At 26.3% G+C, this 25,320-nt stretch carries 32 protein-coding genes and 1 pseudogene; 1 reads left to right on the top strand and 32 read right to left on the bottom strand.

What is annotated here, in order from left to right; translation table 11 throughout:
* Positions 1-254: 254 nt before the first annotated feature.
* Positions 255-1,226 carry a zinc metalloprotease HtpX gene (locus QZ146_RS02350; protein ID WP_295722035.1) on the bottom strand — a complete coding sequence of 324 codons (972 nt, stop codon included), beginning with the start codon at positions 1,224-1,226 and terminating at the stop codon, positions 255-257.
* A gap of 175 nt (positions 1,227-1,401) precedes the next feature.
* A complete protein-coding gene (locus QZ146_RS02345; protein ID WP_295722034.1) occupies positions 1,402-2,127 on the bottom strand; it encodes a hypothetical protein in 726 nt (241 codons plus the stop codon).
* 327 nt (positions 2,128-2,454) lie between these two features.
* Here QZ146_RS02345 and aroD point away from each other — a divergent pair, with 327 nt between their 5' ends.
* Positions 2,455-3,144, top strand: coding sequence for a type I 3-dehydroquinate dehydratase (aroD, locus tag QZ146_RS02340; RefSeq protein ID WP_295722033.1), 690 nt, complete (start codon positions 2,455-2,457; stop codon positions 3,142-3,144).
* A 126-nt stretch (positions 3,145-3,270) separates the two neighbouring features.
* Here the strand turns inward: aroD and QZ146_RS02335 are convergent, their stop codons facing one another.
* From QZ146_RS02335 to QZ146_RS02190, 30 genes and pseudogenes are all read right to left on the bottom strand, one after another.
* A complete protein-coding gene (locus QZ146_RS02335; protein WP_295722032.1) occupies positions 3,271-3,609 on the bottom strand; it encodes a P-II family nitrogen regulator in 339 nt (112 codons plus the stop codon).
* A 70-nt stretch (positions 3,610-3,679) separates the two neighbouring features.
* Complete coding sequence (locus QZ146_RS02330; RefSeq protein WP_295722031.1) at positions 3,680-4,888, bottom strand: ammonium transporter; 1,209 nt, start codon at positions 4,886-4,888, stop codon at positions 3,680-3,682.
* 348 nt (positions 4,889-5,236) lie between these two features.
* Positions 5,237-5,641, bottom strand: coding sequence for a thioesterase family protein (locus QZ146_RS02325; protein ID WP_295722030.1), 405 nt, complete (start codon positions 5,639-5,641; stop codon positions 5,237-5,239).
* A gap of 150 nt (positions 5,642-5,791) precedes the next feature.
* Entirely contained in the window at positions 5,792-6,193 is a 402-nt protein-coding gene (locus QZ146_RS02320; protein ID WP_295722029.1) for a hypothetical protein, read from the bottom strand.
* Between the two features lie 233 nt (positions 6,194-6,426).
* A complete protein-coding gene (locus QZ146_RS02315; protein ID WP_295722028.1) occupies positions 6,427-7,299 on the bottom strand; it encodes a cation diffusion facilitator family transporter in 873 nt (290 codons plus the stop codon).
* A 325-nt stretch (positions 7,300-7,624) separates the two neighbouring features.
* On the bottom strand, positions 7,625-8,521 hold the full coding sequence (locus tag QZ146_RS02310) for a PfkB family carbohydrate kinase (protein WP_295722027.1): 897 nt from the start codon (positions 8,519-8,521) through the stop codon (positions 7,625-7,627).
* Between the two features lie 64 nt (positions 8,522-8,585).
* Positions 8,586-8,768, bottom strand: coding sequence for a hypothetical protein (locus QZ146_RS02305; protein ID WP_295722026.1), 183 nt, complete (start codon positions 8,766-8,768; stop codon positions 8,586-8,588).
* Between the two features lie 131 nt (positions 8,769-8,899).
* Positions 8,900-9,583 carry a HisA/HisF family protein gene (locus tag QZ146_RS02300; RefSeq protein WP_295722025.1) on the bottom strand — a complete coding sequence of 228 codons (684 nt, stop codon included), beginning with the start codon at positions 9,581-9,583 and terminating at the stop codon, positions 8,900-8,902.
* A gap of 615 nt (positions 9,584-10,198) precedes the next feature.
* The gene (locus QZ146_RS02295) at positions 10,199-10,381 is read right to left on the bottom strand and encodes a hypothetical protein (protein ID WP_295722024.1); all 183 of its coding nucleotides are present in this window, start codon (positions 10,379-10,381) and stop codon (positions 10,199-10,201) included.
* A gap of 109 nt (positions 10,382-10,490) precedes the next feature.
* Positions 10,491-10,640, bottom strand: coding sequence for a hypothetical protein (locus QZ146_RS02290; protein ID WP_295722023.1), 150 nt, complete (start codon positions 10,638-10,640; stop codon positions 10,491-10,493).
* 244 nt (positions 10,641-10,884) lie between these two features.
* Positions 10,885-11,169, bottom strand: a complete 285-nt coding sequence (locus QZ146_RS02285; RefSeq protein WP_295722022.1) for a DUF3194 domain-containing protein — start codon at positions 11,167-11,169, stop codon at positions 10,885-10,887.
* Between the two features lie 54 nt (positions 11,170-11,223).
* Positions 11,224-11,574 (bottom strand): prefoldin subunit beta, encoded by a 351-nt coding sequence (locus QZ146_RS02280; protein ID WP_295722021.1) that lies wholly within the window; start codon positions 11,572-11,574, stop codon positions 11,224-11,226.
* Positions 11,575-11,756: 182 nt separating this feature from the next.
* Positions 11,757-12,026, bottom strand: a complete 270-nt coding sequence (locus QZ146_RS02275) for a KEOPS complex subunit Pcc1 (protein ID WP_295722019.1) — start codon at positions 12,024-12,026, stop codon at positions 11,757-11,759.
* A 272-nt stretch (positions 12,027-12,298) separates the two neighbouring features.
* Positions 12,299-12,814, bottom strand: coding sequence for a ribonucleotide-diphosphate reductase subunit beta (locus QZ146_RS02270; protein ID WP_295722018.1), 516 nt, complete (start codon positions 12,812-12,814; stop codon positions 12,299-12,301).
* Between the two features lie 107 nt (positions 12,815-12,921).
* Positions 12,922-13,053, bottom strand: a complete 132-nt coding sequence (locus QZ146_RS02265; RefSeq protein ID WP_295722017.1) for a DNA-directed RNA polymerase subunit P — start codon at positions 13,051-13,053, stop codon at positions 12,922-12,924.
* On the bottom strand, positions 13,054-13,317 hold the full coding sequence (gene rpl37A / locus QZ146_RS02260; protein ID WP_295722016.1) for a 50S ribosomal protein L37Ae: 264 nt from the start codon (positions 13,315-13,317) through the stop codon (positions 13,054-13,056).
* A gap of 523 nt (positions 13,318-13,840) precedes the next feature.
* The gene (gene rrp42, locus QZ146_RS02255; protein ID WP_295722039.1) at positions 13,841-14,638 is read right to left on the bottom strand and encodes an exosome complex protein Rrp42; all 798 of its coding nucleotides are present in this window, start codon (positions 14,636-14,638) and stop codon (positions 13,841-13,843) included.
* A 6-nt stretch (positions 14,639-14,644) separates the two neighbouring features.
* Complete coding sequence (rrp41, locus tag QZ146_RS02250) at positions 14,645-15,352, bottom strand: exosome complex exonuclease Rrp41 (RefSeq protein WP_295722015.1); 708 nt, start codon at positions 15,350-15,352, stop codon at positions 14,645-14,647.
* A gap of 38 nt (positions 15,353-15,390) precedes the next feature.
* Complete coding sequence (gene rrp4 / locus QZ146_RS02245) at positions 15,391-16,473, bottom strand: exosome complex RNA-binding protein Rrp4 (RefSeq protein ID WP_295722014.1); 1,083 nt, start codon at positions 16,471-16,473, stop codon at positions 15,391-15,393.
* Between the two features lie 63 nt (positions 16,474-16,536).
* Positions 16,537-17,238 carry a ribosome assembly factor SBDS gene (locus tag QZ146_RS02240; RefSeq protein WP_295722013.1) on the bottom strand — a complete coding sequence of 234 codons (702 nt, stop codon included), beginning with the start codon at positions 17,236-17,238 and terminating at the stop codon, positions 16,537-16,539.
* Positions 17,239-17,265: 27 nt separating this feature from the next.
* Complete coding sequence (psmA, locus tag QZ146_RS02235; protein ID WP_295722012.1) at positions 17,266-18,054, bottom strand: archaeal proteasome endopeptidase complex subunit alpha; 789 nt, start codon at positions 18,052-18,054, stop codon at positions 17,266-17,268.
* A gap of 448 nt (positions 18,055-18,502) precedes the next feature.
* Positions 18,503-18,874: a Fe-S cluster assembly scaffold protein NifU gene (gene nifU, locus QZ146_RS02230; protein WP_295722038.1), complete on the bottom strand. Its 372-nt coding sequence runs from the start codon at positions 18,872-18,874 to the stop codon at positions 18,503-18,505.
* Position 18,875: 1 nt separating this feature from the next.
* Entirely contained in the window at positions 18,876-20,084 is a 1,209-nt protein-coding gene (locus QZ146_RS02225) for a cysteine desulfurase family protein (RefSeq protein ID WP_295722011.1), read from the bottom strand.
* Positions 20,085-20,130: 46 nt separating this feature from the next.
* A pseudogene (locus QZ146_RS02220) lies at positions 20,131-21,428 on the bottom strand (O-acetylhomoserine aminocarboxypropyltransferase/cysteine synthase family protein).
* Positions 21,429-21,678: 250 nt separating this feature from the next.
* Complete coding sequence (locus tag QZ146_RS02215) at positions 21,679-22,038, bottom strand: Rpp14/Pop5 family protein (protein WP_295722010.1); 360 nt, start codon at positions 22,036-22,038, stop codon at positions 21,679-21,681.
* Positions 22,039-22,776, bottom strand: a complete 738-nt coding sequence (gene rnp3, locus QZ146_RS02210) for a ribonuclease P protein component 3 (protein ID WP_295722008.1) — start codon at positions 22,774-22,776, stop codon at positions 22,039-22,041.
* A 123-nt stretch (positions 22,777-22,899) separates the two neighbouring features.
* Complete coding sequence (locus QZ146_RS02205) at positions 22,900-23,352, bottom strand: RNA-binding protein (protein ID WP_295722007.1); 453 nt, start codon at positions 23,350-23,352, stop codon at positions 22,900-22,902.
* Positions 23,353-23,552: 200 nt separating this feature from the next.
* A complete protein-coding gene (locus tag QZ146_RS02200; protein WP_295722037.1) occupies positions 23,553-24,104 on the bottom strand; it encodes a 50S ribosomal protein L15e in 552 nt (183 codons plus the stop codon).
* Between the two features lie 338 nt (positions 24,105-24,442).
* On the bottom strand, positions 24,443-24,919 hold the full coding sequence (locus QZ146_RS02195; RefSeq protein ID WP_295722006.1) for a ferredoxin-thioredoxin reductase catalytic domain-containing protein: 477 nt from the start codon (positions 24,917-24,919) through the stop codon (positions 24,443-24,445).
* Positions 24,920-24,937: 18 nt separating this feature from the next.
* Entirely contained in the window at positions 24,938-25,216 is a 279-nt protein-coding gene (locus QZ146_RS02190; RefSeq protein ID WP_295722005.1) for a glutaredoxin family protein, read from the bottom strand.
* Between the last annotated feature and the right edge of the window lie 104 nt (positions 25,217-25,320).

The raw sequence follows: 25,320 nt of genomic DNA, 5'->3' as shown, positions 1-25,320 counted from the left end.
AATTGTATTTTTACAAACAATTATAAATGAATATGATAAATATAAAAAATAAGAGATTTCAGCCCGAATTTTATTCAGAAGATTTCAGACCCCTAAATTGTTTGTAAAAATACAATTTGATTTTCATTATTTTACTTAAATAATAATTAAGAATTTGAAAAAAAAATTAATAATACGATAAATTTAATGAAATTTAATAAAAGTTTTAATATTTTCAATAAATAAAAAAAGAGTATTAAATAGCATAAAGCTATTTAATTGTTTTCTTGAATTTCAGCTAATCTTTTAACTCTGTTTAACATATCTGGATGAGTGGAAAGAAGTTCCATGATTTTATTTGTTGAAGAAATTTTAACATTAGAATTTGATAAGATTCTTAATTCTTCAGCTGCAATAACCCCATCCTCATTTAAATCAAGCTGAGATAATTCTGAAATATCCCTTCCAGCATTTGAAACATCATTTAAGAAAAATGCCTTAGACCCTTGAATATCTTTAATTTCAGATTCCGGTGCAGCAGCTGCACCGTAAACAAGTTTATATAAAGCAGATGCCAAGTGTTCAGGTTTACATCCAAGTTCTATACTACCCTCATCAGCATAATATTCTCTAATTCTTGAGACAAATAATACTAACAATTGACCAATGAAGTAGAATAATAAACCAATCATACCAATAATTATCCCTGCATTACCATTTTCATCATTTCTTGAAAATATTGTTGCTACTGCAATATAATAACAAACAACTGGAATAACACCAATGATTGTTTGTATTGCACAATCACGATGTTTAATATGAGACATTTCATGGCCCAATACTGCTTTAAGTTCATCATGATTTAATAAACCTAAAATTCCTTGAGTCACGGCAATATGACCATCTCTTCTAGTTCTACCATATGCAAATGCATTTGGAACTGAAGTATGAGAAATACCAATAGTAGGAGTTGGAATTTCAGCTTTTTGTGCTAATTCCTCAACCATTTGATGAAGTTCAGGAGCTTCTTCTCGAGAAACTGGTCTAACATGCATAGTCATTTCCACTAATTTTGGACCAGCTAAAAATTGAATCAACGTAATACCTAGAGTTATAATAAGATAAAAACTAGGTCGTGCATGTAGACCAAAAAAAGAACCTATTAATGTACAAATAGCATACAATAATACAAACATGACAATTGAAGCAAACCACATTCTTAAATGTAGTTTCCATGTTCCTTTCATAAAATCATCTCTTTTTTAGTTTTTAATTATATAATAATAGTTTTTAATATATACAATATAATAATAATTTTTAATATATAATATATATAATTATATTAAAATTTATTAAATAATTATATTTTGATAATTTAACTTTAACTACCTACTTAATATTTTACTAATTCTTATACTAAAATTATCTTAAAATTCTTGTTTTATTTTCAAAAGGTACAGCAAGATCCAATACATTTCCATTCATAAATGCACTTGCAGAAACTATTACACTACCTGGAATAACATTACATGGAGTATGGCTTTTAACAAGATAAGTATTTTTACTTGCAAGTGCTGCACCAATCATAGCAAATGCAATATTACTAACATTTTCAAGCTTATTGATAGTAACACAAATTACTGGATCATCAGTTTCATTAGATACATAACCAACACCAGGTATTTCACGAATTCTACCTGTAACCGGCCGGCATATATCAAAAACCCCCTCCATTGAACGAGCTGCAGAAAGAGCCGCATTTGCAACATCTTCAACAAATGGTTCTCCACCATAAGTATCAAAATGTAGAATTACACTATCATAAAAAACATCCGAATTCACATCTGCAAGAGCATAAGATACACCCTCACCTGCATTTTCTTTATCCTCAGAAATACCTTTAAGATCACCTAAACTTTCAGCATTATCCTTCATAATTTGAATAATTGCTCTGTTAACATCTTCAAGTAAATCATCTTCAACATAAGCAGCTATAACTAAATCATCTCCTGTAACATTAGTTAATGCGGCTTTATATGCACCTATTTTTTTAAGATTTGGAATATCTTTTTTAATATTATTTATCAAAGATTGACTGCAGGAAACATCATTAGAAGATATATCTGCACCAAATACTGTAAGTTTCACTTAAGACACCTTCTAAGCCCTATTAAATTAATAATTTTAAATAAATAAAGAAAATTTACATAAATAAAATTAGCAATATTTATTAAAATTAATATAGAATTATAAAAATTAATACTAATTAATATTAATTAGATAATTATTAATATAAATTATTTTCTTATTTGAATTTAAAAATAAAAAATACACATAAAAGGCCAAAATATTATCTAGAAAACATAGGATTAGACATTATATAAAAAATTATATAATTAATAAAATTAATAATATTAATAATATAGTTAAATATAGTAAAACTACTAAGTTAAATGAAAAAATTATTGATTTAAAATGTATTCACAAACTAAAATAGCAATACCTATTGCTCAAAAAGATAAGGATTCTGTTATTGAAATAGCAAAAGACTGTATTCGTAAGGGTGCAGATATTTTAGAGTTTAGAATTGATGCCATGGAAAATCCTAATAAGGAAACCATAGTTGAAATTGTAAAAAAACTTGATTTCCCAATCATTGCTACATGTAGAATCAAAGAAGAAGGAGGTTCATTTGAAGGTAGTGAAGAAGATCGTGTGAATCTTTTACTTGCATGTGCACCATATGTTGAATATGTTGACATTGAACTTCAAACACATGATGAATACATTGAAAAAATTAAATCAACTGGTGTTAAAACCATTATATCATATCATGACTTTGAAAAAACACCAGAACTTAGTGATTTAATATATATTGTAAATAAAGAAAAATCACTTGGAGATATTGCAAAAGTTGCAGTAACCCCTGAAAAATTAGAAGACACACTTGTTGTACTTGCAGTATTATCAAGATGTGATGAAACAATTGCTATTTCTATGGGAGAACTTGGATCATACACTCGTATTATGGCATCAAAATTTAACTCACCAATAACTTTTGCTGTTGGAAGGGATGTAACAGCACCTGGACAATTAGATATTGAAACTATGAAAATGTTATTAAACATGAATTTAATCGAAACTGATTTAAATTTAGATAAATAAAATACTTGTTTTATATAAATTGGAATTGTATATTTAAAGACAGTTTCCTAAGTAACTAAAAAAAAGAATTAGAAAAAATTAAAATAATAATAAAAAAATAATGAGGAATTTTAAAAAAAAATCTAATTATATTGCATCTTCTCCTCTTTCACCAGTTCTGATTCTAACTACTTCTTCAACAGAAGATACAAATATTTTACCATCACCAATTTCACCAGTTCTTCCACCTTCACAAATGGCTTCAATAACACTTTCAACTTGACTATCTGATACAACTAATTCTACACGTGTTTTTGGAATAAGATCAATACAATAACTAGAACCCCTATATGATTCTTTTACACCTAATTGACTCCCTCTGCCCTTAACTTCTGTTATAGTCATACCTTTACATCCTGTAGATTCTAAGCTTTTTTTAACATCCTCATATTTTTCAGATCTAATAATAGTTATAACTCTTTTCATTTTTATTCCTCATAAAATTTTTCTAAAAAATTTTTAAATTTAAATAATAAAATATCTGTTTTTAAAGGTATTAAATTCTATAACCTGATTCTTCATGAAGTTGAGTATCCAAACCTTTGATTTCAGTTTTTTCATCAACCCTCATACCCATTGTAGCTTTAATCACTCTTGCAATTATATAACTTACTATAAATGCATAAGCCATTGTTGCAATAGATACTATAATTTGTATTGTTAATTGATTTGGATTACCATATAATATTCCTGCTGCACCGTTAATTACAGGTGTTGCAAATATACCCGTTGCAATTGCACCCCAAAGTCCAGATAAACCATGTATTCCAAATACATCTAATGCATCATCATATCCAAGTTTAGGTTTAAGATAATAAATTGCAAAGTAGGATACAAAGGCAGTGATAATTCCTATGACAATCGCCCCTAAAGTATCAACAAAACCTGCAGCAGGAGTAATAGCAACTAAACCTGCTACACCACCAGATATAGCACCTAATACAGTAGGTTTTCCTTCTTTTATTCTATCTATTATTACCCATGTAATCAATGAACTTACCGCTGCAATATTAGTTACAAGAATTGCTGATGCTGCAAGACCATTAGCTGCAAGAGCAGATCCTCCATTGAAACCTAACCATCCAAACCATAAAAAACCTGCACCGAGTACTGAATATCCTAAATGATGAGGACGTAGTGATGTATCCTTACGAGAACCTAAAACTAAAACAAGTGCAAGTGCAGATATACCAGAGTTCATGTGAACAACTGCACCTCCTGCAAAATCAAGGGCTCCCATACCCATTAACCATCCTCCACCCCATACCCAGTGAGCAATAGGGATATAAACTAAAGTAGTCCATAATATTAAAAAGACAGCCCATGCAGAAGTTTTCATTCTGCCAACAACCGCACCTGAAATAAGTGCCCCAGTTAAACCACAAAAGGTTAATTGGAAAATAATAAATAAATATTTTGGAATTGTACCATATAAACTATTTACACCAATTCCCGTTAATAGGAAATGTGTAGGAGAACCAATTATTCCCCCTATTGTTTCTCCAAAAACAAATGAGTATCCGTAAGTTACCCATATTAAACTTCCAATTGCAAATGCTATAAATGATAAATATAATGTATTTAATACATTTTTACTTTTTACTAAACCACTGTAATAAAATGCAATACCTGGAATACACATTAAAAGAACTAATACTGTAGCACCTAGTACCCATGCAGTATCACCTGAACTTAAAACTACCATAATATCTTTCTCAATTATTTATAAATTTTATTATAATTTTTTTCCGACTATAATAAATTTTAGTCTTATTTTTAATTGTATCTAATAAATTTTTTAAAAGGGTTTTAATGATTAAAAATCTATATAAAGGAAGAGATTTTAAATTAAATTCTTATATTTCAATCCATATAAAATCTAGAATTATTTTTTTAAAGAATTTGTAAAAAATTTAAATTTATTATAGTCGGAAGTCGGAAACCATGTTCCGATATATTAAGATTGTTTTTGTAATATATAAATGTTTCCAAAAAATAAAAATATACAAAAATAAAAAAAACTTAAAAAAAAGTTAAAAAAGATTATAAAAAATCAATCAAGATCTACAAGATGTTTTTCTAATTCCAATCTAATATTATCTGGAATAGTAACAGATTTCTGATTATTATAATCAAAATGAACCATAAGAACCCTACCTTTACCACATAATTTTCCGTTTTGCCAAGCTTCATGATATGTAGTAAATGAACTGTTACCTATTTTTAAAACATAAGTTCTAATTTCAACATCCTTACCATAAAACATTTGATTGACATATTCATATTCAGTTTTTAAAATAATCAGAGGCCAATTATTTAAAATGACCTCTAGATTAGGATTAAAAATTTTAAAAATATCATTCCTTGCAAGTTCAAACCATAAGCCTAAAACATTATTATTTATATGGCCTAAAGCATCTGTATCTCCAACTAATGGACTTACTATAGTTTTAAACATAGTATCTCCTAATAAATAAATTCAAAAAAAAATATAAAATAAATCAATGAAAAAATAATACAACTAAAGATAAAAAATCTAATAAAACCAAATCTAATTAAATAATATCTAAAATAATAAAATGAAATAAAAAAATTGTATAAAAATATATTAATTATTATAATAGCTAGTAGTTACATAGCCATAATCATAATTATCATGACCATCATAACCATCATAACCATCATAACCATCATAACCATCATCTGTAGTGTTATTTACAATATCTTCATTAACATTCTCATAAACTTTAGTTGTAGTAGTATTATTTTTTGTAATATTGGTATCATTTACAGGAGGACTTATAACATTTATCTCAACAGTTTTAATTTGTTCAGGTGAAAAATTACCATCAGCTATAACACCTAATTTATCCGTTTTATGAGGAACAAATTTAGTCAAATACGGATCCATTACTGAACCAGTCATAGATTCGCAAACTGATGCTACAGACAAAGCTAAAATAGCTATAGTTAAAAAAATCATTAAATTAGCTTTAACTTTTGATTCCATATTATCACAACACTAATAAATAATTAATTCAAGTTTTAACTAAAAATAATTTATAATAAATCTGATTATTACTTAATTAATTTTATATCATTCCTATTATTTAAGCCTACTTAAAAAAAATGTTCTATTATATTAAAATATTTAATAGAATTTAAGATTAGTCAAATCTAATATAACTTAAATTAATAAATCTAATAAAACTTAAGATTAGTCCCATCTAATAAAACTTAATTTTAGTCAAAAATAAATTCAACTGTCTCTTCACTTATATCATAATCTAGTGATAATTTTGATAAATCATCTCTAATTTTAGTAATGTCCTCTTTTTTATTTGAATTAACCTTAAGTTTACAGGTTAATATTAAATCAATACCGTCTAAACTCCAAAGGTGAATATCTAATATTTCACTAACATTATCAATTTTTAAAATATCTTCTTTTAACTTCCTAAGGTCATATTCATCAGGGACCTTTTGAAGTAAAATCCTAAATGATTCTATTAATGTTTTACCTAAAGCATATATTAACCAAATTGCAATTACTAATGATATTAATGGATCTAAAATAGGTATATTGTAAAACATTAAAATTATGCTTAAAATCAATATAGCAAGCCATCTAAAAACATCTCCTAATAAATGGAAACTAATAGCTTTTTCATTATAGGTTTGACCATTATAAACTTTATAAACGGATATACCTTTAAAAATTATACCTAATATTGCAAAGAAAAACATTCCTTCAGGATCAGGACTAACAACTGAAAATATTCTTGTTAAAGATTCATATACAACAAGTAAGGATGCTCCTATAACAAATACTGAAGTAATGATTGCACTCAATATGGATAATCTTTGATAACCATAAGTATACTTATCATTTTTTCCCTTTAGAGAAGCTTTTTCAAGTATCCATGAAATCAAAAGACAAAAGGTATCAGCCATATCATGAATTGCATCTGAAACAATAGCTATACTATTTGTGTATAATCCTCCAAATATTACTAAAATATTAAATAGAAAGCTTAAAAGTAGTGTAATTGAAATATTACTACTTGCTTGTTTATGATAATTTTGGGATTTTTCTGTTGTACATTCTTTTACCATGGTATAATATTTAATAATTTAATTTAAAAGGATTTGTATGAATAGATTTTCATATGTTAAAAAAGACATGATTTATATTAATTTAGGTTCTAACATTTAAATTTACGCATTAAAAATGATTTATTAATATTTTTTTAAAATAAAATAATTGAAAAATAATTTAGCTTGAAAAATAAAGTATTTATAAAGTTTTAATATTTTCTACTTTTAAATGAATAAAGAAATAAAAATAAAAGATTCTAAAATTTTAATATAAATTTTTGTATCACTTGTACATTAATACTAAAAAATGTATTATAAAGAGTTTTATAAAATAATAAACTTTCTAGAGAATATCCTCATTTATAATATCTAAAACATCATTTAAAGAGTTATTAAATGGACCAATAGATTCTATTTTTAAGCTGGATATGACTGATGCAAATTTACCACTATCTTCTATATTTCCATTATTTAAACGTTTAGCAGAATATGCAGCCATATATGTATCACCAGCACCTGTTGGAGATAATATTCTTTTGACCACATACGGTTTAATATCATAATAAATGTTTTTATTATTATCATAAACAATTGAACCTTTATGATTTCTTGTAATTATAACCTCACAAATATCAAAAACATTAAAAATTGAAGAAATGTTATTAATCTCTGCTGAAGGATATATGAACTTAAATTCAAATTCATCTAAAAATAGGAAATCAATATATTTTAAAATATCGCCTAAATTTAAAGGAACTTTATATTCAACACTACCATTTAATGAAGAGTATCTTAAACTTCCTTGAAGTGATAATAGTATTGGAATATTGAATTTGGACAAGTACCTTAACAAATCCAAATCCAAATCAGTGAATACTAATGGGTTAAATAAAATTCCATCATAATCCTCAACATTAATATTTGAATTTTCAAAATCTTCAACTGTTATAGGAATATTAGCAAAATTAGATTTTTGTGTTCTTGTAGAATCATTTAGATAAATATTTTCAAACTCTAAAGTATTTTCTTTAAATACTTTAATGATCTTTTCTTTATCTGGAAATTCATCTAAAAGATATTCATCTTCTTTTTTAAGTGTAGTTAGTACAGTGTAATTTAGGTTCAAGTTTTCAAATACAAAAGATTCATAATATACAGGACCACCAATTGATATAGAAACTTTAGCTTGAAAACTATTAATATCTTTTGTAATAGGTCCTATAATTAGAAAATTCAACATAAACAACATTACCTAATATTAAAAATTAAAAAAAATAGTTTAATACCATAAGCTTATAAAAAATTTATAAAACAAATGGACGTAAGAAAATAAATGGAGTAACAGCTGCAAAAATAAATAGAAAAGCACCTAAAATAGATTTATATCTATTATTATCCATAACTCCTGAAATTAAAAAGATAATTCCAAAGAATCCAAAAATTACCGGTAAAATATGTGAAAATATTAATGATCCTCCAACTGCCATAAAATCCCATATTAAATTTATTAATAAAATTATAAGTCGAATATTAAAGTTATTATATTCAATTGTAATTATATATTAAAAATTAAGTATATAAAATTTTTCAAAAAAAATACTGTAAAATTGGAAAAACCTTATAAATTTATTGAACCATTATGTAATGATGTACCAACTAATGCTTTATTTATTCCAATTGATTCTAAATAAGCTAAATCTTCACTTTTAATTCCACCAGCAATAATAATTTTATCCTTAAATTCATAGAAAATATTTAAAAAACTCTTATCATATCCCTTATCAGTACCTACATCCGATATGTTTAACAGTATAATTTCATTTGGATTTAACTCTCTTAAAACGTCCCTAAACTCATCAAGACCCATATCGAGATTCTTTGAGTAAAGTTTTCCATCTTTTATATCAACACTTATTACAATCCGATCTTTTGGAAATGTATTGAAAATCTTTTCTATCTGGCTAATTGATTCAATTGTTTCTGTTGGAATAATTAGTTTATATGCAAATTCAAGATAAAACTTAAAAGAATCAAAATCCTTTATACCACTGTCTAAGATTACAGGTAAAATCCTATTAATATCTTTAATGGTATGTAAATTATGTCCCTGTTTTTCAATAAGATCCAAATCTGCAATATATATCTCATCGGCACCATTGATTTTAAGACCATTTGCAATTTGTACAGGATCTGAATTAGAAGCATAAATAGTATTTAAAGGAGTATAAGTTGATCGATTACCACTTTTTCCACTTACTGCCTGATTATTCATTAAATCTAAAACTGGAATTATCTTTAACATCTAATCGCCTAATAAATTATAATTAAATATATTAATTAACCTTTATTAATATTTTTCTTATAAAAAATAAAAAATCTAAACAAGATTATTATTACATTTAAAAACAGAAACAAATATTGAAACTTAAAAAAAAATTCAAATAAAAATTAGAAAAAAATTAGAGAAAAAACTACTGTTATAAAGGGGAAATAAAACCCTTAATTATTTGCCCTTTAACAATAATTATAAAAACTAAGGTTGGACCCTAACTAATAATATTCAATTCATCATATATAAATGTTACTTGAAATAAATTAAAGTTAAGTTGATAAAATTAAAAAAATTTTTAATAAAAATCAGAAAAATTTGATAAAATGAAAATCAAAAAAATATATAAAAAATTTTAAAACTCAATAAAAATAATAAAATTTATATTAAAATAAAATTATGAAACATATTAGTAGTTTTTTAGTAAAATAAATAAATATACGTATTTTTAGAACAAATAAAAATCATTAAACAAATATTAAAAAATCAAAGAAACTTTATAAATAGAAAATTTATTTAGGGGTTTGAATTTTTCACTTTCCAAATATTATCGTATAGCTGTTTTTAAGTTAAATCCTTGTAATGTAGTTAAAATTTTAAACATGAATTAAATATATGTTTTTTCAACCTATTGTATAATAATGTTAGGTTAGGAAGTTTTGATAAGACTACTGGAATAATGTCAATAGCAGCATTAGAATTTAAGCCCCATATTTGCCTTAATTGAATGGCTTCGGTATTTAACTGTTTGTCGGTTTTCAAACTAATCATCCATTTTGTTATTTAGATATATTCTATTCATACCAGCAATGCCCCTAAGTCATTAGCTTCTATACTGCTACTTCTAAGTGCAAATGTTGCTAGATCAAATTCATACTTCTCAAAGCAAATAACTTTCACTGCATCTAAAAAATGAACATAATTTATTTAAAATGGATAAATTAATATTTTTCTTACCCTTTTCCATATCAAGCAAATCTTCAAATAGAATTTCTAAATATGAAGATACTGCTTCATGAGTTAAATTCATATTATTTCTGATTTTTTCCCAAAAGATAATTTCAAAAGAACCAAAGTAAATGAGAATTATTCCATCTATTACACTATTTATGAAAAGTAAATTAAAAAGAAAAAAAAGATTTTTTTGAAAATATAAATTGCATTATTAAAAAAATTAACAAATAAAAAAAAATTCAAATAATTAGAGGCAAAATAAAGATTTATATATGAAACTTAAAAAAAATATAAAAAATAATTGAAAAAGAAGAAAAATATTATTGTCTGTAATTTTCATCAATACAAACATCTAATTCTTCATAAACTTCATCAATAATTCTTTGAACATCATCCTGTGAAAGATTTGAAAGTGCATCAACATCAATATCAATATCCAAATCAACATCAAGTTGACCATTCTCATAACTAATATCAGTTATAATATTTTGATTAATAACTTCTTTACTAGTAACATAATTTGATAATTTACGCTCTACAATATTAGATAAAAAATTAGTTATATTATCTAAATCATCTTGAGATAATTCTTTAAGTTTACTCATAAAGTCACTAAAAATATTTATTTAAAAAAAAATTAAAAAAAGCTTGAAAAATTATTAATTCATTCCTAAACCTTTCATAGCACTTTCAATACTGGTTTGCATTTCTTCAAGTTTTTTCATAACTCTTTCTTCTTGACGTTCCATTGTTTTTTGTCTTAACTGAAGAGTTTCTAAATTTTCTTTAGTTTCTTCATAGATGTCATCACGATTAACTTTAATAAGTAAGTTACCAGCAGATTTAAAAACTTCACTGTCAGAATCTGTTTTTTCAAGTTCAGCTATAGCTCTTTCAGTTTCATTAATTTGAATATCAAGATTTTGTTTTTGTACCGCTACAGCCTGAGCTTGTTGTTGTAAATTTTGAAATTGATTTAATTGTTCTTGAACATTTTGTGGAATATCCATAATATCACCTTAATTATAAATTTTTATGATTATATTAACATTATATTTTAATATTTACTATTAATCTATTATAAATTTAACTTTAACATTTTAAAATATTAAATTTTTTTAAATTTTTAAAACTACTTCTTAAATTTAATTATATTTAAATATTTTTTGAGGAATTTAGAAAAGAAATGAGATTATTCAACTAAATTATTCACTTCTAAAGCTAATTTAATCCATTTAATAGCAGAATTTATAGAAGCTCTATAACTTGTAGCATCATTTGCTTTTATATTAATAATAATATTATCTCCATCTAAATCTAAATCCATATGCGATCTGTAATCAGGGGACGTTTCAAATTCGAGTAAAACAGAATCATATATTATTTTAGCCTGATTAATACTGTCAAAATGTATTTTAATATTATGTTCTACATAATCAAGAATTTTACTCTCATTTTCCATAAAATCAACTAAATATTTTTAAAAATTAGAATCCTTAAAAAAATTGTTTAACATGTAATATATTGAAATATAATTTAATTAATATTTGAATTAACTGTAAATTAATATAAATTAAGCCTTTAAATAATTAAATAACTTAATAATATTTGAAATAACTGTAAATTAATATAAATTAAAGCTTTAAATAATTAATGCCTTAATTAAAATTTGAAATAATAATAAATTAACTATTATATTATATATTTTTGTTTAAAAAAAAGGAAATTAATCAATTAAATGTCTAAAATTTTCCTAACTGCTATTTGTAACTCTATCTTCTGACCATGTTTATTGTAAAAATCTATAATAGCAATTTTATAATCAACATAATCCTTTTCAATATATTCTTCTTCATCAAGTTGAGTATACTTATGAATATATAGATAATTTTCCTTTGGATTATCCTCTAAAGTAGCATCTAATAAATCAGCAATCATAGATAATTCTGGAACTTCACATTTCACTTTAAGATTTTCTGGATTAATATGAAGACGAGTATTTTGAGTTTTTACAGTAACAAGTATTGATAATACTTCTTTTGCTCTTGAGTAAAAGGTGATTTTACTAGGATTACCTTTTATTTCATATACAAATGCAGTTGAATCATTTCCTAAAACTGCAGATTTTAAAAGAACATCACGTATACTGCTTTTTCCTCTATTAACATACTCGCAACCTGTTGCATGCATAAGATTTTTACAAAATTTACGAGTATTTTGAGAAGGTTTACGTGATGTTGAAATAAGCATAATAATCACTAAGATTAAATATTATTTAAATCACCAATTAAACGCTTAAAAATTATTTATCAATAAATTAAATAATTTAAAAAAAAATAGAAGATAATATTTAAATATTATCTAGCTTTAACTGTCCTTTTTACAGCAGGAGTTTGTTTAAATAAAATTCTGTATCTGCATTTAGGACATTTGTTTTCTTCATAACTTTTGTGGTCCATTACATTACCACAATTAGGACATTTATACAATTAGTTTCCCCCATATCTAACATTACGTTTAGCAGTTTTCGCCATAGGAGTTTCAGGAATGTAAGCTCCACCAGTAAATACATTACCACATTTTTTACATTTCCAAATACCTGCAGCAATTCTTTTAACTCCAGGTCTGTCACATTGTGGACAAATGTGTTTTTTATTTTTGTTTTCTTCAATGATTTTAACTGATCTTTTAGCTTTTCTTCCGTATCTTGCACCGAATCTTCCAGTGATACCTACTTTTTTAGTTCTAGCCATTATATTTATCTCCAATAATTATTATATTAAAATTCATTAATCCGTATATGGACTAACTAAAACTATTAAAATAATCAATATAATCATATAAATAATTAATTAATCTTAATAGAAAAAATACTTCTTTTAAATAATAAAAGAATAATTGTAATTAAATGTAAAAAAATTTAATGAATAAGTAAATTAAACATAAAATTATCTAATATGATAATATTAGATTTAACAGTATTTAAACTTAATGTTTTTTTAAATATTTTTAATAAAAAAAGCCAAATTTAAAATAATATTAAGTTTAGCTAAATTAAATTTTCAAAAATTTTTAAATGAAAAAATCCAATAATATTAATTTATTTATGAAAGATTAAATTAAAAAAAATTATTATACTCTTAAAAGATTAAATTAAAAAAAATTCTATATAATCTTAAAATAGTGGATATTGATTAAAATTAAAATTAAAATTTAAAATATAATTGAATATAAAAAAAATGATAAAATAAAAAAATTATATAATTGTTTGAACTTTTATTCAAAGTTTAAATTAGCTAAAATTTCATCATTTTTATTCAATGCAGTTTTTACAGCAGCAAACAAATCATCTTTAGTGATAGGTTCATCACCACCTTTTTGCATTGAACAAATACTACCTTCTTCTGTAATACCAACAGACAATCTTGCAGATAAAACTCTCTCTTCATCAAGTGAAGGGTCAAGAACCATTTCATCTCCAATTTTAACAAATGTTGATAAAGCAACATTATGATTTAAAGGTACATCAAAAGTTTCCTCTTCATCATAAACAATTTCATCATCAACAACTGATGCTTTTGGTAATTTACATGATTTTAAAGCAGCATTGACAGCTAAACTTGCACAATCAAAAAGATTACCACAATTATCTATTACATGAAGATCTATAAAAAGTATCCATACATGTTTACCCTCTTCAATACATAATTCATTTAAATTAACCATTTCACTTTCACGAATTCCACGGTCTACAACACGTGCAAGTTCAATTGATTCAAGGGAAGGTGGACCTGGTTCAAAACTAGGATCCGCCATTGGAAGTAATTCACAGTTAGTCATCAATACACCAACATCAGGTGTATCAGGGAATGGTTCACCTACCGAAGGCTTAATTCCAACAATTACTTTAGTTCCTCCAAGTTTACATAAAGCTGAACCTTCAGCTTTTGGAATTACTCCAGTTTCAATATTAATTTCCCTATATTCATCAAGAGCTCTTCCATCTGCTCTTTGATTATTATTAACAAGATTTCTAATATTATCCCTTGTAATTTCTGGTGTTACGTCCATAATATCCCTCTATTCTTGACTATAACAAGTTTTAAGAGCTTCTTTTTGTACTTCACTAACTTGCATACATCCTTCTATAGCTAACTCAATAGCTTCTTCAAATTCTTCATCAGTTAAATTACCATCAGCTTGTAATAGAGTAATTTCACCAGTTCTAGGCATTATAACAAGTGGTACATCTGCTTGACCATTTTTATCTTCAATTTCAGATAAATCAAGTACTACTTCATCATCCATTTTACCAGCAGCACAACCTGCAGGTATATCTTTCATAGGTATACCAGCATCTGCAAGTGCTACAGCAGCTGCAGTTACACCTGCACAACGAGTTCCTCCTTCTGCTGCTATAACTTCAATAGATACCTCAACCATAGATCTTGGGAATCCTTCTAACATTAATGCTGGACAAAGTGCATCTGCAGTAATTTTTGAAATTTCATTTGACCTTCTATCTGGACCTGGTCTTTTCCTTGTGTCAACTGAAAATGGTGCCATATTATATCTTACTTTAATTACACCAGTATCTGGACGTAAAAATCTTCTCATATAAGATTCTTTAGGCCCATACACACAAGCTAAAATTTTATTTCCACCTACTTCAACATAAGCAGATCCATCAGCTCTCTCTAATACTCCCGCTTCAATTTTAATAGGACGGAGTTCATTATATGCCCTTCCATCAGCCCTTATCTTCCTTTCTTCACTAATAAAAATCACCTAGTCAAAAAATATCTTTTTATAAAAATAATTTGCATTTATATGTCATCATCTTTTAAAATAGAAAAGCCTGTTTTCTTTTTACCAATTTCTAAATGTTTTTGATGTGTTTTCTTCTCTTGGTCAATATTTTCTAAATTACTTATAAAATCATTATTTCTTTTATCTTCATTCTTTTTAGCTTCTAACTCCTCTTGTTCTAATTCTTCTTTAAAATTTTGAAGTTGAGGTTTTTCTAATTCATACTTATTAGAACGAGATTTTTTATGGAATTTTTTATTATGATTAAAACGTTTATTATTAGAACGTTTACTTCTTCTAAAACCTTCTTTTGGTAATGAATCCTTGGTATTTTCTTCTTCTAATTTTTCAGATTTTTCAACATCTTCAAAATCAAAATTAGGACTTTCTACATATTCTTCATCTTTGTAATCCAAATCTTCAGGAATTTCACCATCAATATCAAGATATAATTTATCACGAATTCTATCAGTTAAACCAGAGGTATGAGCTTGTTCTTCAATAACATGGATAATATCTCTTGTAATTTTTTCCATGTCAGAATCTCCCCTAACCCATACAAGACCATTTTGACCAACAACAATTTTACAACCTGTTTTCTCTTTAATCATATTAATCATGGAACCTTTTTTACCAATCAAACGTGGCACTTTAGTTGGAGCAATTTCAACAATAATTCCTCCTTTAAACTTACCCATTCCACGACCTTTAAGTCCAAGTTTTGCTTTTTTAACTTCATCAACATCAACGACTCTTAAAAATAAAACATCACCTACACCAAAAACCTTATTTAAACTTTTTTTGTCACGGCCAAAAACTTCAGAAGATGGTAGTATACCTTCATAAGGTGAGTTAATGTCAACTCCCCACATTGAAAACCTAACATCATTAATTTTACCAATTACTACATCCCCTTTCTTTGGAACATATTTACTTTTTAAAGGAATAACACTTATTTTCTTATTCCTTAAGGAGACTAAACCCATTAAAGAAGAACAGATTTTACCATCTTCTTTAAAGGTTCCCCTTCCTGAATAGAAGTCATCTTCAGCAAGGACTTCCCCAGGAATAACCAAATCTTTATTTTCTACATAAATCATCTATAAACACCGTATAATTAAATAAAAATAATTGCCAATGACTGACTAATTTACTATTACTAATTATTTAATTAATTTAGTTTCACCATCACCATTAGATATTTCAGCCATTTTACCTGAAAATTGGTCTTGAAGACCACCTGGAAGTTCAACAATTCCAATCCAAGAACCATCTTGTTGCCATTCTTCCTGTAAAATTTCACCAAAAGGCCTAATTGCAGAATAAGCTTGACCCGCAATAGTTCCAGGTAATCTTACAGCCATTTTAACTTTTTCAAATTTAATTGGAATAAGTGGCCTAATTGCTTTAAGAGTAGTTTGAACTTGTTGGTCTACAGAGATAAAAGGGTCAACTTTAACTTTTGCTTCATCCATTGCATTTTCAATTCTAAGAGGAGGATGTGGAAATCCTGTTTGAGGATTAATTGATTCTCTTGCAATCTTATTAATAATTAATTTACGTTTATCTGCCTGCATTTGTCTTTTCTGTTCTGCAGTAAGTTGTATATTACCTTTTTCAAGAATTTGTTTTGCACAATCTAATGGATCAGTTGTTTCAAAAACTTTCTCCATAGCTTCATCTGAAGCTTTATCTCCTTTTTTAGAATCTTTAAATATTTCCTCAATAGCTAAAATATCTTCAATAGCCACATCCTGACCATCAGGATTTCTAAACTCTGCAGCTAAATCTGGATCAACCAATATTTCAAAATGTTCTCCATATGACTCTAATTTAGCAATAATTGCCTCATCAACATTTACCATTTTAAGACTCCAATTTAAATAATATTATTAATCATCATCAGATTCAGATTCTTCATTAGCTTTGTCTTCTTCCCCATCGCCTTTATCTTTATTACGTTTTAAAAGAGATTCAACAAAATTTGTTACTTCTTCATCAGTAAGTTTTTTATATTTACCAGTTGATTTTTCTATTACAGCAATTTCAACACTGTCTTTTGAAGTCTTACCTTCAGTTGCTTCATATACTGCATCTAAAGCTAAATCAATAGCAGCATCTAATGATAAATCACTATCATATTTTTCTTCAAATACTTCCATAGCTTCAGTTCTACCAGCACCAATTGCAGTAGCTTTATATTCAATTAATGCTCCACTAGGATCAGTTTCAAATAATTTTGCTTCACCTTTATTTATTCCACCAATAATAAGTGCAGAACCAAAAGGCCTTACACCACCATTTTGGGTGTACATCTGTTTCATATCACAAATATTTTTAACTAATGATTCAACTCGAATTGGTTCGGAATAAGTAATTTTATTAACTTGAGACTCAACTCTAGCCCTATCAACTAAAGCTCTTGCATCAGCTACTAAACCTGATGAAGCAGCCCCAATATGATCATCAATTTGGAAAATCTTTTCTATAGATTTAGGTTCTACTAACCTACTTGTAGATCTTTTATCCACTACTAAAACAATACCATCTTTAGATTTAACTCCTAAAGAAGTAGTTCCTCTTTTTACAGCTTCTCTTGCATATTCAACTTGAAAAAGTCTTCCATCTGGGCTAAATACTGTAATTGCCCTATCATAACCAGCATTTTGCAAAGGTTGCATATTAATTACCTCACTTTAATTTTATATAAAAATTAAATATTTTATAAAAATATTTTTTAAAAAATAATTAACTATAAAATTTATTTTGCATGAAAAAATAAAAATCAAATCTCCATGATTTGACTAAATAGTTTATTACCCTAATGTCCGATTAATAATTTATTAGTTTAATTTTATAAACTTAACTATTTTTTTATATTTTATGTAAATAAATTTATAAAATAAAAATAATTAAATTGATAATAATATTTTAAACTTAATATAAAAATCATAAATAAATTGAATACTTAAAATTAATAATAAATGAAATTTTTTCTAAATAATACAATTAAATTTAAAAAATAGTAATAAAATCATAAAAAGAATAAAAAAATAAGTTTTTTAAATATAATAGTAGTTGTTATATTTAAAAAAAAACATATAAGATAAAATTAAAAAAATATAAAAATTATTGATTCTTTTTTTGATAATCTTCTATAGCTGCTTTAAGTCCATCAGCTGCAAGATTAGAACAGTGCATTTTGATTGGAGGAAGTCCATCTAATTCATCTGCAACATCATTACGAGTAATATTTAAAGCTTCTTCAATTGTTTTACCAACTGCTATTTCAGTAATCATACTGCTAGTAGCAATTGCTGCTCCGCATCCAAATGTCTGAAAACTAATATCAGTAATTTTATCATCATCAACTTTAATATAAATTGTCATTAAATCCCCACAAGTAGGATTACCTACTGTACCTACTCCATCTGCATCTTCAATTTTTCTGCAGTTACGTGGGTTTGCAAAATGATCCATAACTTTTTCTGAATAATCCATTTTAACATCTCCTACATCTATTTCTTTTTCCATTACACATTACAGCTTTATAATCAGTATCCTGATTCCAAAGAGGTGACATTTCCCTTAATCTAGATACTGCATCTGAAACTACACTAACAAAATCATCAACATTAAAGTCATCAGTTTCCGGAGAAAGTGAAATTCTTAAAGACCCATGAACATCCACAGGATCAAGTCCAAGAGCAGTTAATACTGGAGAAGCTTCTAAGGTATTAGAAGAACATGCAGAACCAGTGGAAGTCTGATAATCTTTTGCATCTAAAAGTAAAATTAATGATTCCCCTTCAATTGCATTAAATCTAAAGTTTACTAGATTCGGCAATCTTTTTTCCCGATCGCCATTTAGATAAGATTCAGGAATTGTACTTAATATTTTTTCAATTAATTCATCTCTAATTGCAGATAATTTTTTAGAATTGGAATCTAAGTTTTGACTTACAATTTCACATGCTTTAGCAAATCCTACTATTCCTGCAACATTTTCAGTACCAGAGCGTATACCATTTTCCTGACCTCCACCATGAATAAGAGGTTCTAACCTAATTCCTTTTTTAATATATAATGCACCAACCCCTTTAGGCCCATTAATTTTATGTGAAGATAAGGATAATAAATCTACATTTAATTTTTCAACATCCACATCAATTTTACCAAAAGTTTGAACAGCATCAGTGTGGAAAATAATATTATTTTCACGTGCAATTTTTCCAATCTCTTCTATAGGTTGAATAGTACCTATTTCGTTATTACCGTGCATAATAGTAATTAAAATTGTCTCATCTTTAATTGATTCTTTTAAATCTTCAATTTTAATTATACCATTTTCATCTACAGGTAAATAACTTACTTCATAGTCAAGTTTTTCTAAAAAGTGTAATGTATTTTTAACTGCAGGATGTTCAATATTAGAAGTAATAATATGCTTACCCTTATTACGTAGTTTAAATGCAATACCTTTAATTGCCAAATTATCTGATTCAGATCCACCACTTGTAAAAATAATTTCACCAGCATCTGCATTAATTGCATGTGCTACCTTTTCTCTAGCTTGATTTAAAGCATTTTTGGAGGAACGACCTAAGCCGTAAAGGGTAGACGGATTACCAAATTCTTCCCTAAAGAAAGGTTCCATTTCTTTTAAAACTTCTTCATTTACTTGAGTAGTTGCTGAATTATCTAAATACATATTATTACTCTCCAATATTATTTATATTTATTATATTATATTAATATTATATACTATTTAAAGCTTGGTTTAAGTCATCAATTAAATCATCTGCATCTTCAAGACCTATTGAAAGTCTAATAAAGTCAGGGGTTACACCAGTTGCAGCCTGTTCATCAGGAGTTAATTGTTGATGAGTAGTACTTGCAGGGTGGATTGCTAAACTTTTTGCATCTCCAATATTTGCAAGAATAGAGAATAATTCTAATTTTTCAATGACTTTTCTACCTGCATCTTCTCCACCTTCAACACCAAAACCAATAATACCTGCAAAATGATCTTTTAAATATTTTTTATTAATTTCATATGTTGGATGGGACTTTAAACCTGGATAACTAACCCATTTGACTTTAGGATGTTCTTCTAAGAATTTTGCAACTTTAAGAGCATTTTCAGAATGTCTTTTTACACGAACATCTAAACTTTCAAGCCCTTGTAAGAAGATGAAACTGTGAACTGGTGCTTGTGTTGCACCTAAATCCCTAAGTAGCCTTGCCCTTATTCTTACAGTAAATGCAATATTTCCAAGTTCAGGTACATCGCCAAATGCATCCCAAAATACTAAACCATGATAACTAGGATCTGCTTTGTAAAATTATTAAATTTACCATTACCCCAATTAAATTTACCTGAATCTACAATATATCCTCCAACTGCAGTTCCATGTCCTCCAACATATTTAGTTGCTGATGCAGTAATAACATCTGCACCATGTTCTAATGGTCTAACTAATCCTACTCCCACAGTATTATCTACAATCAATGGAATATCATGACGGTGTGCAATTTCAGACATAGCTTCAAAATCAGGCACATCTAATTTTGGGTTTCCAATGGATTCCACATAAATTGCTCTAGTTTTATCATCAATTGCATCTTCAAAAGCCTGTAAATCCTGTGAATCAACAAATTTAACTTCTCTTGCCAAGTCTTTAAAGGTATAATTAAATAACTGATAAGTTCCTCCATAAAGGTTATCTGCAGATACAATATTATCTCCAGGTTCAGTTATATTTAAAATTCCATATGTTATTGCTGCAAGTCCAGAAGCTGTTGAAATTCCAGAATTACCCCCTTCAATAGCTGCAATCCTAGCTTCAAATACATCACTTGTTGGATTTGTTAATCTTGAATATATTTGTCCAAATTCTTGAAGTGCAAAACGTCTTGCTGCTTCGTCTGAATCATTAAATACATATGATGTAGTTTGATATATCGGAACTGCTTGAGCCCCAGTTGTAGGGTCCGGATTTTGACCTGCTCTTACACCTAAAGTTGCTAATTTATATTCTTTATTCTTTGTCATTAATAATCACCTAAATAATCTAATTTTATAATAATACAATTTCAAATTTTGATTTAAAAAATATTACACCTGTTATATTATATCATATAACAATTGTTATTTTTATATATATAAATATTTTGATAAAAATCATAAGTTCAGAAAAAATAATATAACATGTGTTATATAATTTATAAGATTTTTTTAGTATATAAAGATTGTTATATTTTAAAGAAAAAATTGAGAAATAATTAATGAATATAGTGTATTATTAAATAAACTTTTCAATAGAAGAAGAAATAGTTCCAGATAAACCAATAGTACTAATTGCAATTTCTTTACCATTAAATTTAGTTATACAACAAAGAGCACTTCTTACCTTATCTTCATATGATCTTTGACACCTTAAAATAGCTTTCATATGTAAACAATCATTTCTATCATCTAATACATAAGTTCTCATAATCCAAAGATTAAAATTACTGGTTTCCATTTCACCATATAATCTAATACATGCATCCCATACAACTAAAACCAAATCATCTTTAGAAAAAGGCTCTTTTGTTCTAATATCCAATGTAAGATATCTATTATTTTTTCTAAGTGTTGGTGGTAAAACCTTCATCTTCATTTAATCCACCTTATCCTCTTTTTTAACAATCTTAACACCTTCGAAAATATACTCCCTCCTATGTTCATTAAAATCGACTATACTTTTAGGTGTAGTGTAAAAAACATTTTCTAATTCATCATCACTTAATCCTAATTGTCTAAAAAAGGAAGCAATATCTCTTGGAGAACGTATATCAAAAACATCTTCACTTGAAGTACTAATAATAAGTGGGAATTTGAATTTTCTTTGAAGTTGTATAATATCCCTAAAGTGAGATAGAACTTTTGATCTATAAGATAAAAAATTAGTTAAAACATCTCTAAATGATAATTCAATAGCAACTTGATTTTTTAGAGCTTCTTTTGATAGAACATGATTTATTCCACAGTCATTTCTTCTATAATAAGGTCTTGATAATACATCAATATGACGATTTTCTAAAACTACCCTATTAATCTCATTTTTTCCACCGAAAACACTTATAAAATCAGCTTTATTTCTAAACTTATTAGTTATTTTTCTAATTTCATTAGGATTAGAATCATAAATATATATTCCCATACCAATTTCAGTAGTGTTTTGGGATATATCATATGAATCTTCAACAAGTTTATCCTTATAGTCAAGGGCATTGAAATAATCATCAGGACTATATAATAAATTAAGATAATTCCATCCTAACTGATTTGCCTGTTTGATTAAATTATAATCATTTTGATAAGTGGAACCTTTAAGATTTAAATCATAATATATCATGTAAATAGCCTAAAATAATTTAAAATTTAATAAAATAATAAAATTTAAATTTCAAAATTTAAATTAAATTCATATATCATTATATTTTATATTAATATATATTGTATTATATTATTAATATATTCAATATCCATTATTATTAGATTTATTCTCAATAAATTCCTTCATATTTTCAAGGGCAATTTCTTTTTTAGCAGGAAAAGCTGCAATTTTTATTTTTAAATGAATACTGTCTCCACCATCAACTATTTGCCATTTTTCATCTAAAATTGCTTCTTTAGATAATCTTAAAAATAAATTACACTGATCATCTGTTTTTTTATCTAACTCATCATATAATTTATCAATATCATCTCTAGTTAAATTTTCAAATAAATTATTTAAGAATTCTTTAGTATGTCTTTTTTTACTTACAATACCTGAATATATAATAATCTCATCTGCTTCACCAAATATTCCTTCAGCCTCTTCTCTTTCAGGTATCTCATCAGGAAAAATAAAGTTTAATCCTTCTATAAGTTTTTCTTCATCTTCATTCTCATAGACAAATAGACGATATTTAATATTGTGAATCATATAAATCCTAAGCCTTAAAAAATTAATTAATTAGTAAAATTTTAAATTAATATAAATGAAAAATAATTGAATTAATAAAAATAGTATTATATATAAAAAATAAAATTTATGAAAGAAATTTAAATAAATTTCTAAACATAAATATCACATTTAGAATTGAAGATTCTGAATTTTTAAAATAAAAGAAAATAAAAGAAGAATTATCTTCTTCTTGCTTGTTCAGATCCTTTTCCTCTAAATCTGAGTCCACGACCTTTTTTACCAGCACTAGTTAAACCTCTACCAGCTCTGTCTTTGTGTTTTCCACTACAAATCCAGTTGATTTTAGGATCGTTTTTAATAGAAGGACTTTGTGGGTCTACTAAAATAACTTCATAGTATTTGAATTTACCATCAGCCCATACCCAGTAAGAGTTTAATACTTCCATATTAGGGTATTTTTTAGAAACACGTTCTTCAGCAATTCTTTGGATAGATTTAGCAGCAGTAATTTTATTTACTCCCATTTTAGATGGTTTACGACCTGAAGTGAAACGAGATTTTCTTCTAGAACCACGTCTTACTCTAGTTCTTACTACAACATATCCTTTTTTAGCTTTATAACCTAAAGATCGTGCACGATCTAACCTAGTAGGCCTATCAATTCTAGTTATAACTGGTTGTCTCCTCCATTTAGGAGCTCTTTGCCACATGAGTTCTCTGACATAAGATTCATCTGGTTTTTTCCAAGCATTTCTTATATATTTGTACATCATAAATAAACACCTTTTTTTGTTCAGCTTTACGCCACATCCAGGGAATATATCCCAAAAAAGTTTATCGTTGAACTATAAACTCATTAATATTCTATAAAATAATTAAGTTAATATTAAAATCATAGTAAAAATAGTAAATTTACAACGATAATTTAATTATAGTTTGTATCATTTATAAAGGTTTTGTTAAAAGAAGTGTTTTTAGAATACTCTGCTTATACAAAAAATATTTAAGTATATTCTCAAGTAAAAAAAAGGAATTTATATAATTTCTTTTTTAGTTAAAATTATAAAGAAATGATTATATTTATATATTTAAGATAATAATCTGATTATTAAAACAATCTTTCAAACTTATCTTTTTCTACTTTACAAATAGGACAAATCTCTGGAGGATTATCTCTTGCACATAAATATCCACAAACCTTACATCTGTAAATTGGATATTTTAAATCTGTAAAACTTAAGTCTTTAGATTTATTTTCTTCCTTATTTATCTCATCAAATCTTCTATCTGGTATGGATTTAAGTTCTTGTTTACCTTCAGCTATATCCTTATTAACATATAAAGCACAGTAACATGCACCATAATCATTTAAATCCATATCCCTATAATCACAAGGACAAATCAAATCCAAATCTTCCTGTTTTATACCACTTGACAATCTACATGGACAAGATCCATAGCCATATCTTTCCATATTTGTTTTTATGTTTTCAAGCAAAAATTCAACAAATTCAACATCTGGATTAACAAAATATCCTCTACTTTCAGCCTCATTCTTAAAATCATCATATATTTTTCCCATCATAACACCCCTAAAAAAAAATTAAGACAATAATTCTTTAATTTCATCAGGACTATAACCAATTATAGTTTTATCTTTATTTATTACAAGTGTTGGAAATGATGTTTTATTATTGTACTTTTTTAATTCTACAAGTAATTCCTGCCTCTCTTCATCTTGAGTTAAGTCAGCATAAATATAATCATATTCAACATTTAATTCATCAAGTAAGTCTTTAACTTTCTTACACCATCCGCAAGTACTTAATGCAAATAGTAATATTGAACCTTTATTTTCTCCATTCATATGTGTTAAATTCATTAAATATCCCCATAAATTTTATTAATAATAATAATATATTTTAGATAAATAATATATTTTTTTATTTAAGAAAAATATGTAGAAAACTGTGAAAAATAGTTAAA

The sequence above is a fragment of the uncultured Methanobrevibacter sp. genome (assembly GCF_905235195.1).
In the GTDB taxonomy this organism is placed as follows: domain Archaea; phylum Methanobacteriota; class Methanobacteria; order Methanobacteriales; family Methanobacteriaceae; genus Methanarmilla.
The sequence above is the reverse complement of the archived record's forward strand: the minus strand, read 5'-3'. Positions and strand labels throughout refer to the sequence as shown.

Coding starts and splice junctions, on each gene's coding strand:
- QZ146_RS02350 (WP_295722035.1), bottom strand. CDS start 1,226: ATGAAAGGAACATGGAAACTACATTTAAGAATGTGGTTTGCTTCAATT.
- aroD (WP_295722033.1), top strand. CDS start 2,455: ATGTATTCACAAACTAAAATAGCAATACCTATTGCTCAAAAAGATAAG.
- QZ146_RS02335 (WP_295722032.1), bottom strand. CDS start 3,609: ATGAAAAGAGTTATAACTATTATTAGATCTGAAAAATATGAGGATGTT.
- QZ146_RS02330 (WP_295722031.1), bottom strand. CDS start 4,888: ATGGTAGTTTTAAGTTCAGGTGATACTGCATGGGTACTAGGTGCTACA.
- QZ146_RS02325 (WP_295722030.1), bottom strand. CDS start 5,641: ATGTTTAAAACTATAGTAAGTCCATTAGTTGGAGATACAGATGCTTTA.
- QZ146_RS02320 (WP_295722029.1), bottom strand. CDS start 6,193: ATGGAATCAAAAGTTAAAGCTAATTTAATGATTTTTTTAACTATAGCT.
- QZ146_RS02315 (WP_295722028.1), bottom strand. CDS start 7,299: ATGGTAAAAGAATGTACAACAGAAAAATCCCAAAATTATCATAAACAA.
- QZ146_RS02310 (WP_295722027.1), bottom strand. CDS start 8,521: ATGTTGAATTTTCTAATTATAGGACCTATTACAAAAGATATTAATAGT.
- QZ146_RS02305 (WP_295722026.1), bottom strand. CDS start 8,768: ATGGCAGTTGGAGGATCATTAATATTTTCACATATTTTACCGGTAATT.
- QZ146_RS02300 (WP_295722025.1), bottom strand. CDS start 9,583: ATGTTAAAGATAATTCCAGTTTTAGATTTAATGAATAATCAGGCAGTA.
- QZ146_RS02295 (WP_295722024.1), bottom strand. CDS start 10,381: ATGATTAGTTTGAAAACCGACAAACAGTTAAATACCGAAGCCATTCAA.
- QZ146_RS02290 (WP_295722023.1), bottom strand. CDS start 10,640: ATGAATTTAACTCATGAAGCAGTATCTTCATATTTAGAAATTCTATTT.
- QZ146_RS02285 (WP_295722022.1), bottom strand. CDS start 11,169: ATGAGTAAACTTAAAGAATTATCTCAAGATGATTTAGATAATATAACT.
- QZ146_RS02280 (WP_295722021.1), bottom strand. CDS start 11,574: ATGGATATTCCACAAAATGTTCAAGAACAATTAAATCAATTTCAAAAT.
- QZ146_RS02275 (WP_295722019.1), bottom strand. CDS start 12,026: ATGGAAAATGAGAGTAAAATTCTTGATTATGTAGAACATAATATTAAA.
- QZ146_RS02270 (WP_295722018.1), bottom strand. CDS start 12,814: ATGCTTATTTCAACATCACGTAAACCTTCTCAAAATACTCGTAAATTT.
- rpl37A (WP_295722016.1), bottom strand. CDS start 13,317: ATGGCTAGAACTAAAAAAGTAGGTATCACTGGAAGATTCGGTGCAAGA.
- rrp4 (WP_295722014.1), bottom strand. CDS start 16,473: ATGATTTATGTAGAAAATAAAGATTTGGTTATTCCTGGGGAAGTCCTT.
- QZ146_RS02240 (WP_295722013.1), bottom strand. CDS start 17,238: ATGGTAAATGTTGATGAGGCAATTATTGCTAAATTAGAGTCATATGGA.
- psmA (WP_295722012.1), bottom strand. CDS start 18,054: ATGCAACCTTTGCAAAATGCTGGTTATGATAGGGCAATTACAGTATTT.
- nifU (WP_295722038.1), bottom strand. CDS start 18,874: ATGGATTATTCAGAAAAAGTTATGGATCATTTTGCAAACCCACGTAAC.
- QZ146_RS02225 (WP_295722011.1), bottom strand. CDS start 20,084: ATGTATTTAGATAATTCAGCAACTACTCAAGTAAATGAAGAAGTTTTA.
- QZ146_RS02215 (WP_295722010.1), bottom strand. CDS start 22,038: ATGAAGATGAAGGTTTTACCACCAACACTTAGAAAAAATAATAGATAT.
- rnp3 (WP_295722008.1), bottom strand. CDS start 22,776: ATGATATATTATGATTTAAATCTTAAAGGTTCCACTTATCAAAATGAT.
- QZ146_RS02205 (WP_295722007.1), bottom strand. CDS start 23,352: ATGATTCACAATATTAAATATCGTCTATTTGTCTATGAGAATGAAGAT.
- QZ146_RS02200 (WP_295722037.1), bottom strand. CDS start 24,104: ATGTACAAATATATAAGAAATGCTTGGAAAAAACCAGATGAATCTTAT.
- QZ146_RS02195 (WP_295722006.1), bottom strand. CDS start 24,919: ATGATGGGAAAAATATATGATGATTTTAAGAATGAGGCTGAAAGTAGA.
- QZ146_RS02190 (WP_295722005.1), bottom strand. CDS start 25,216: ATGAATTTAACACATATGAATGGAGAAAATAAAGGTTCAATATTACTA.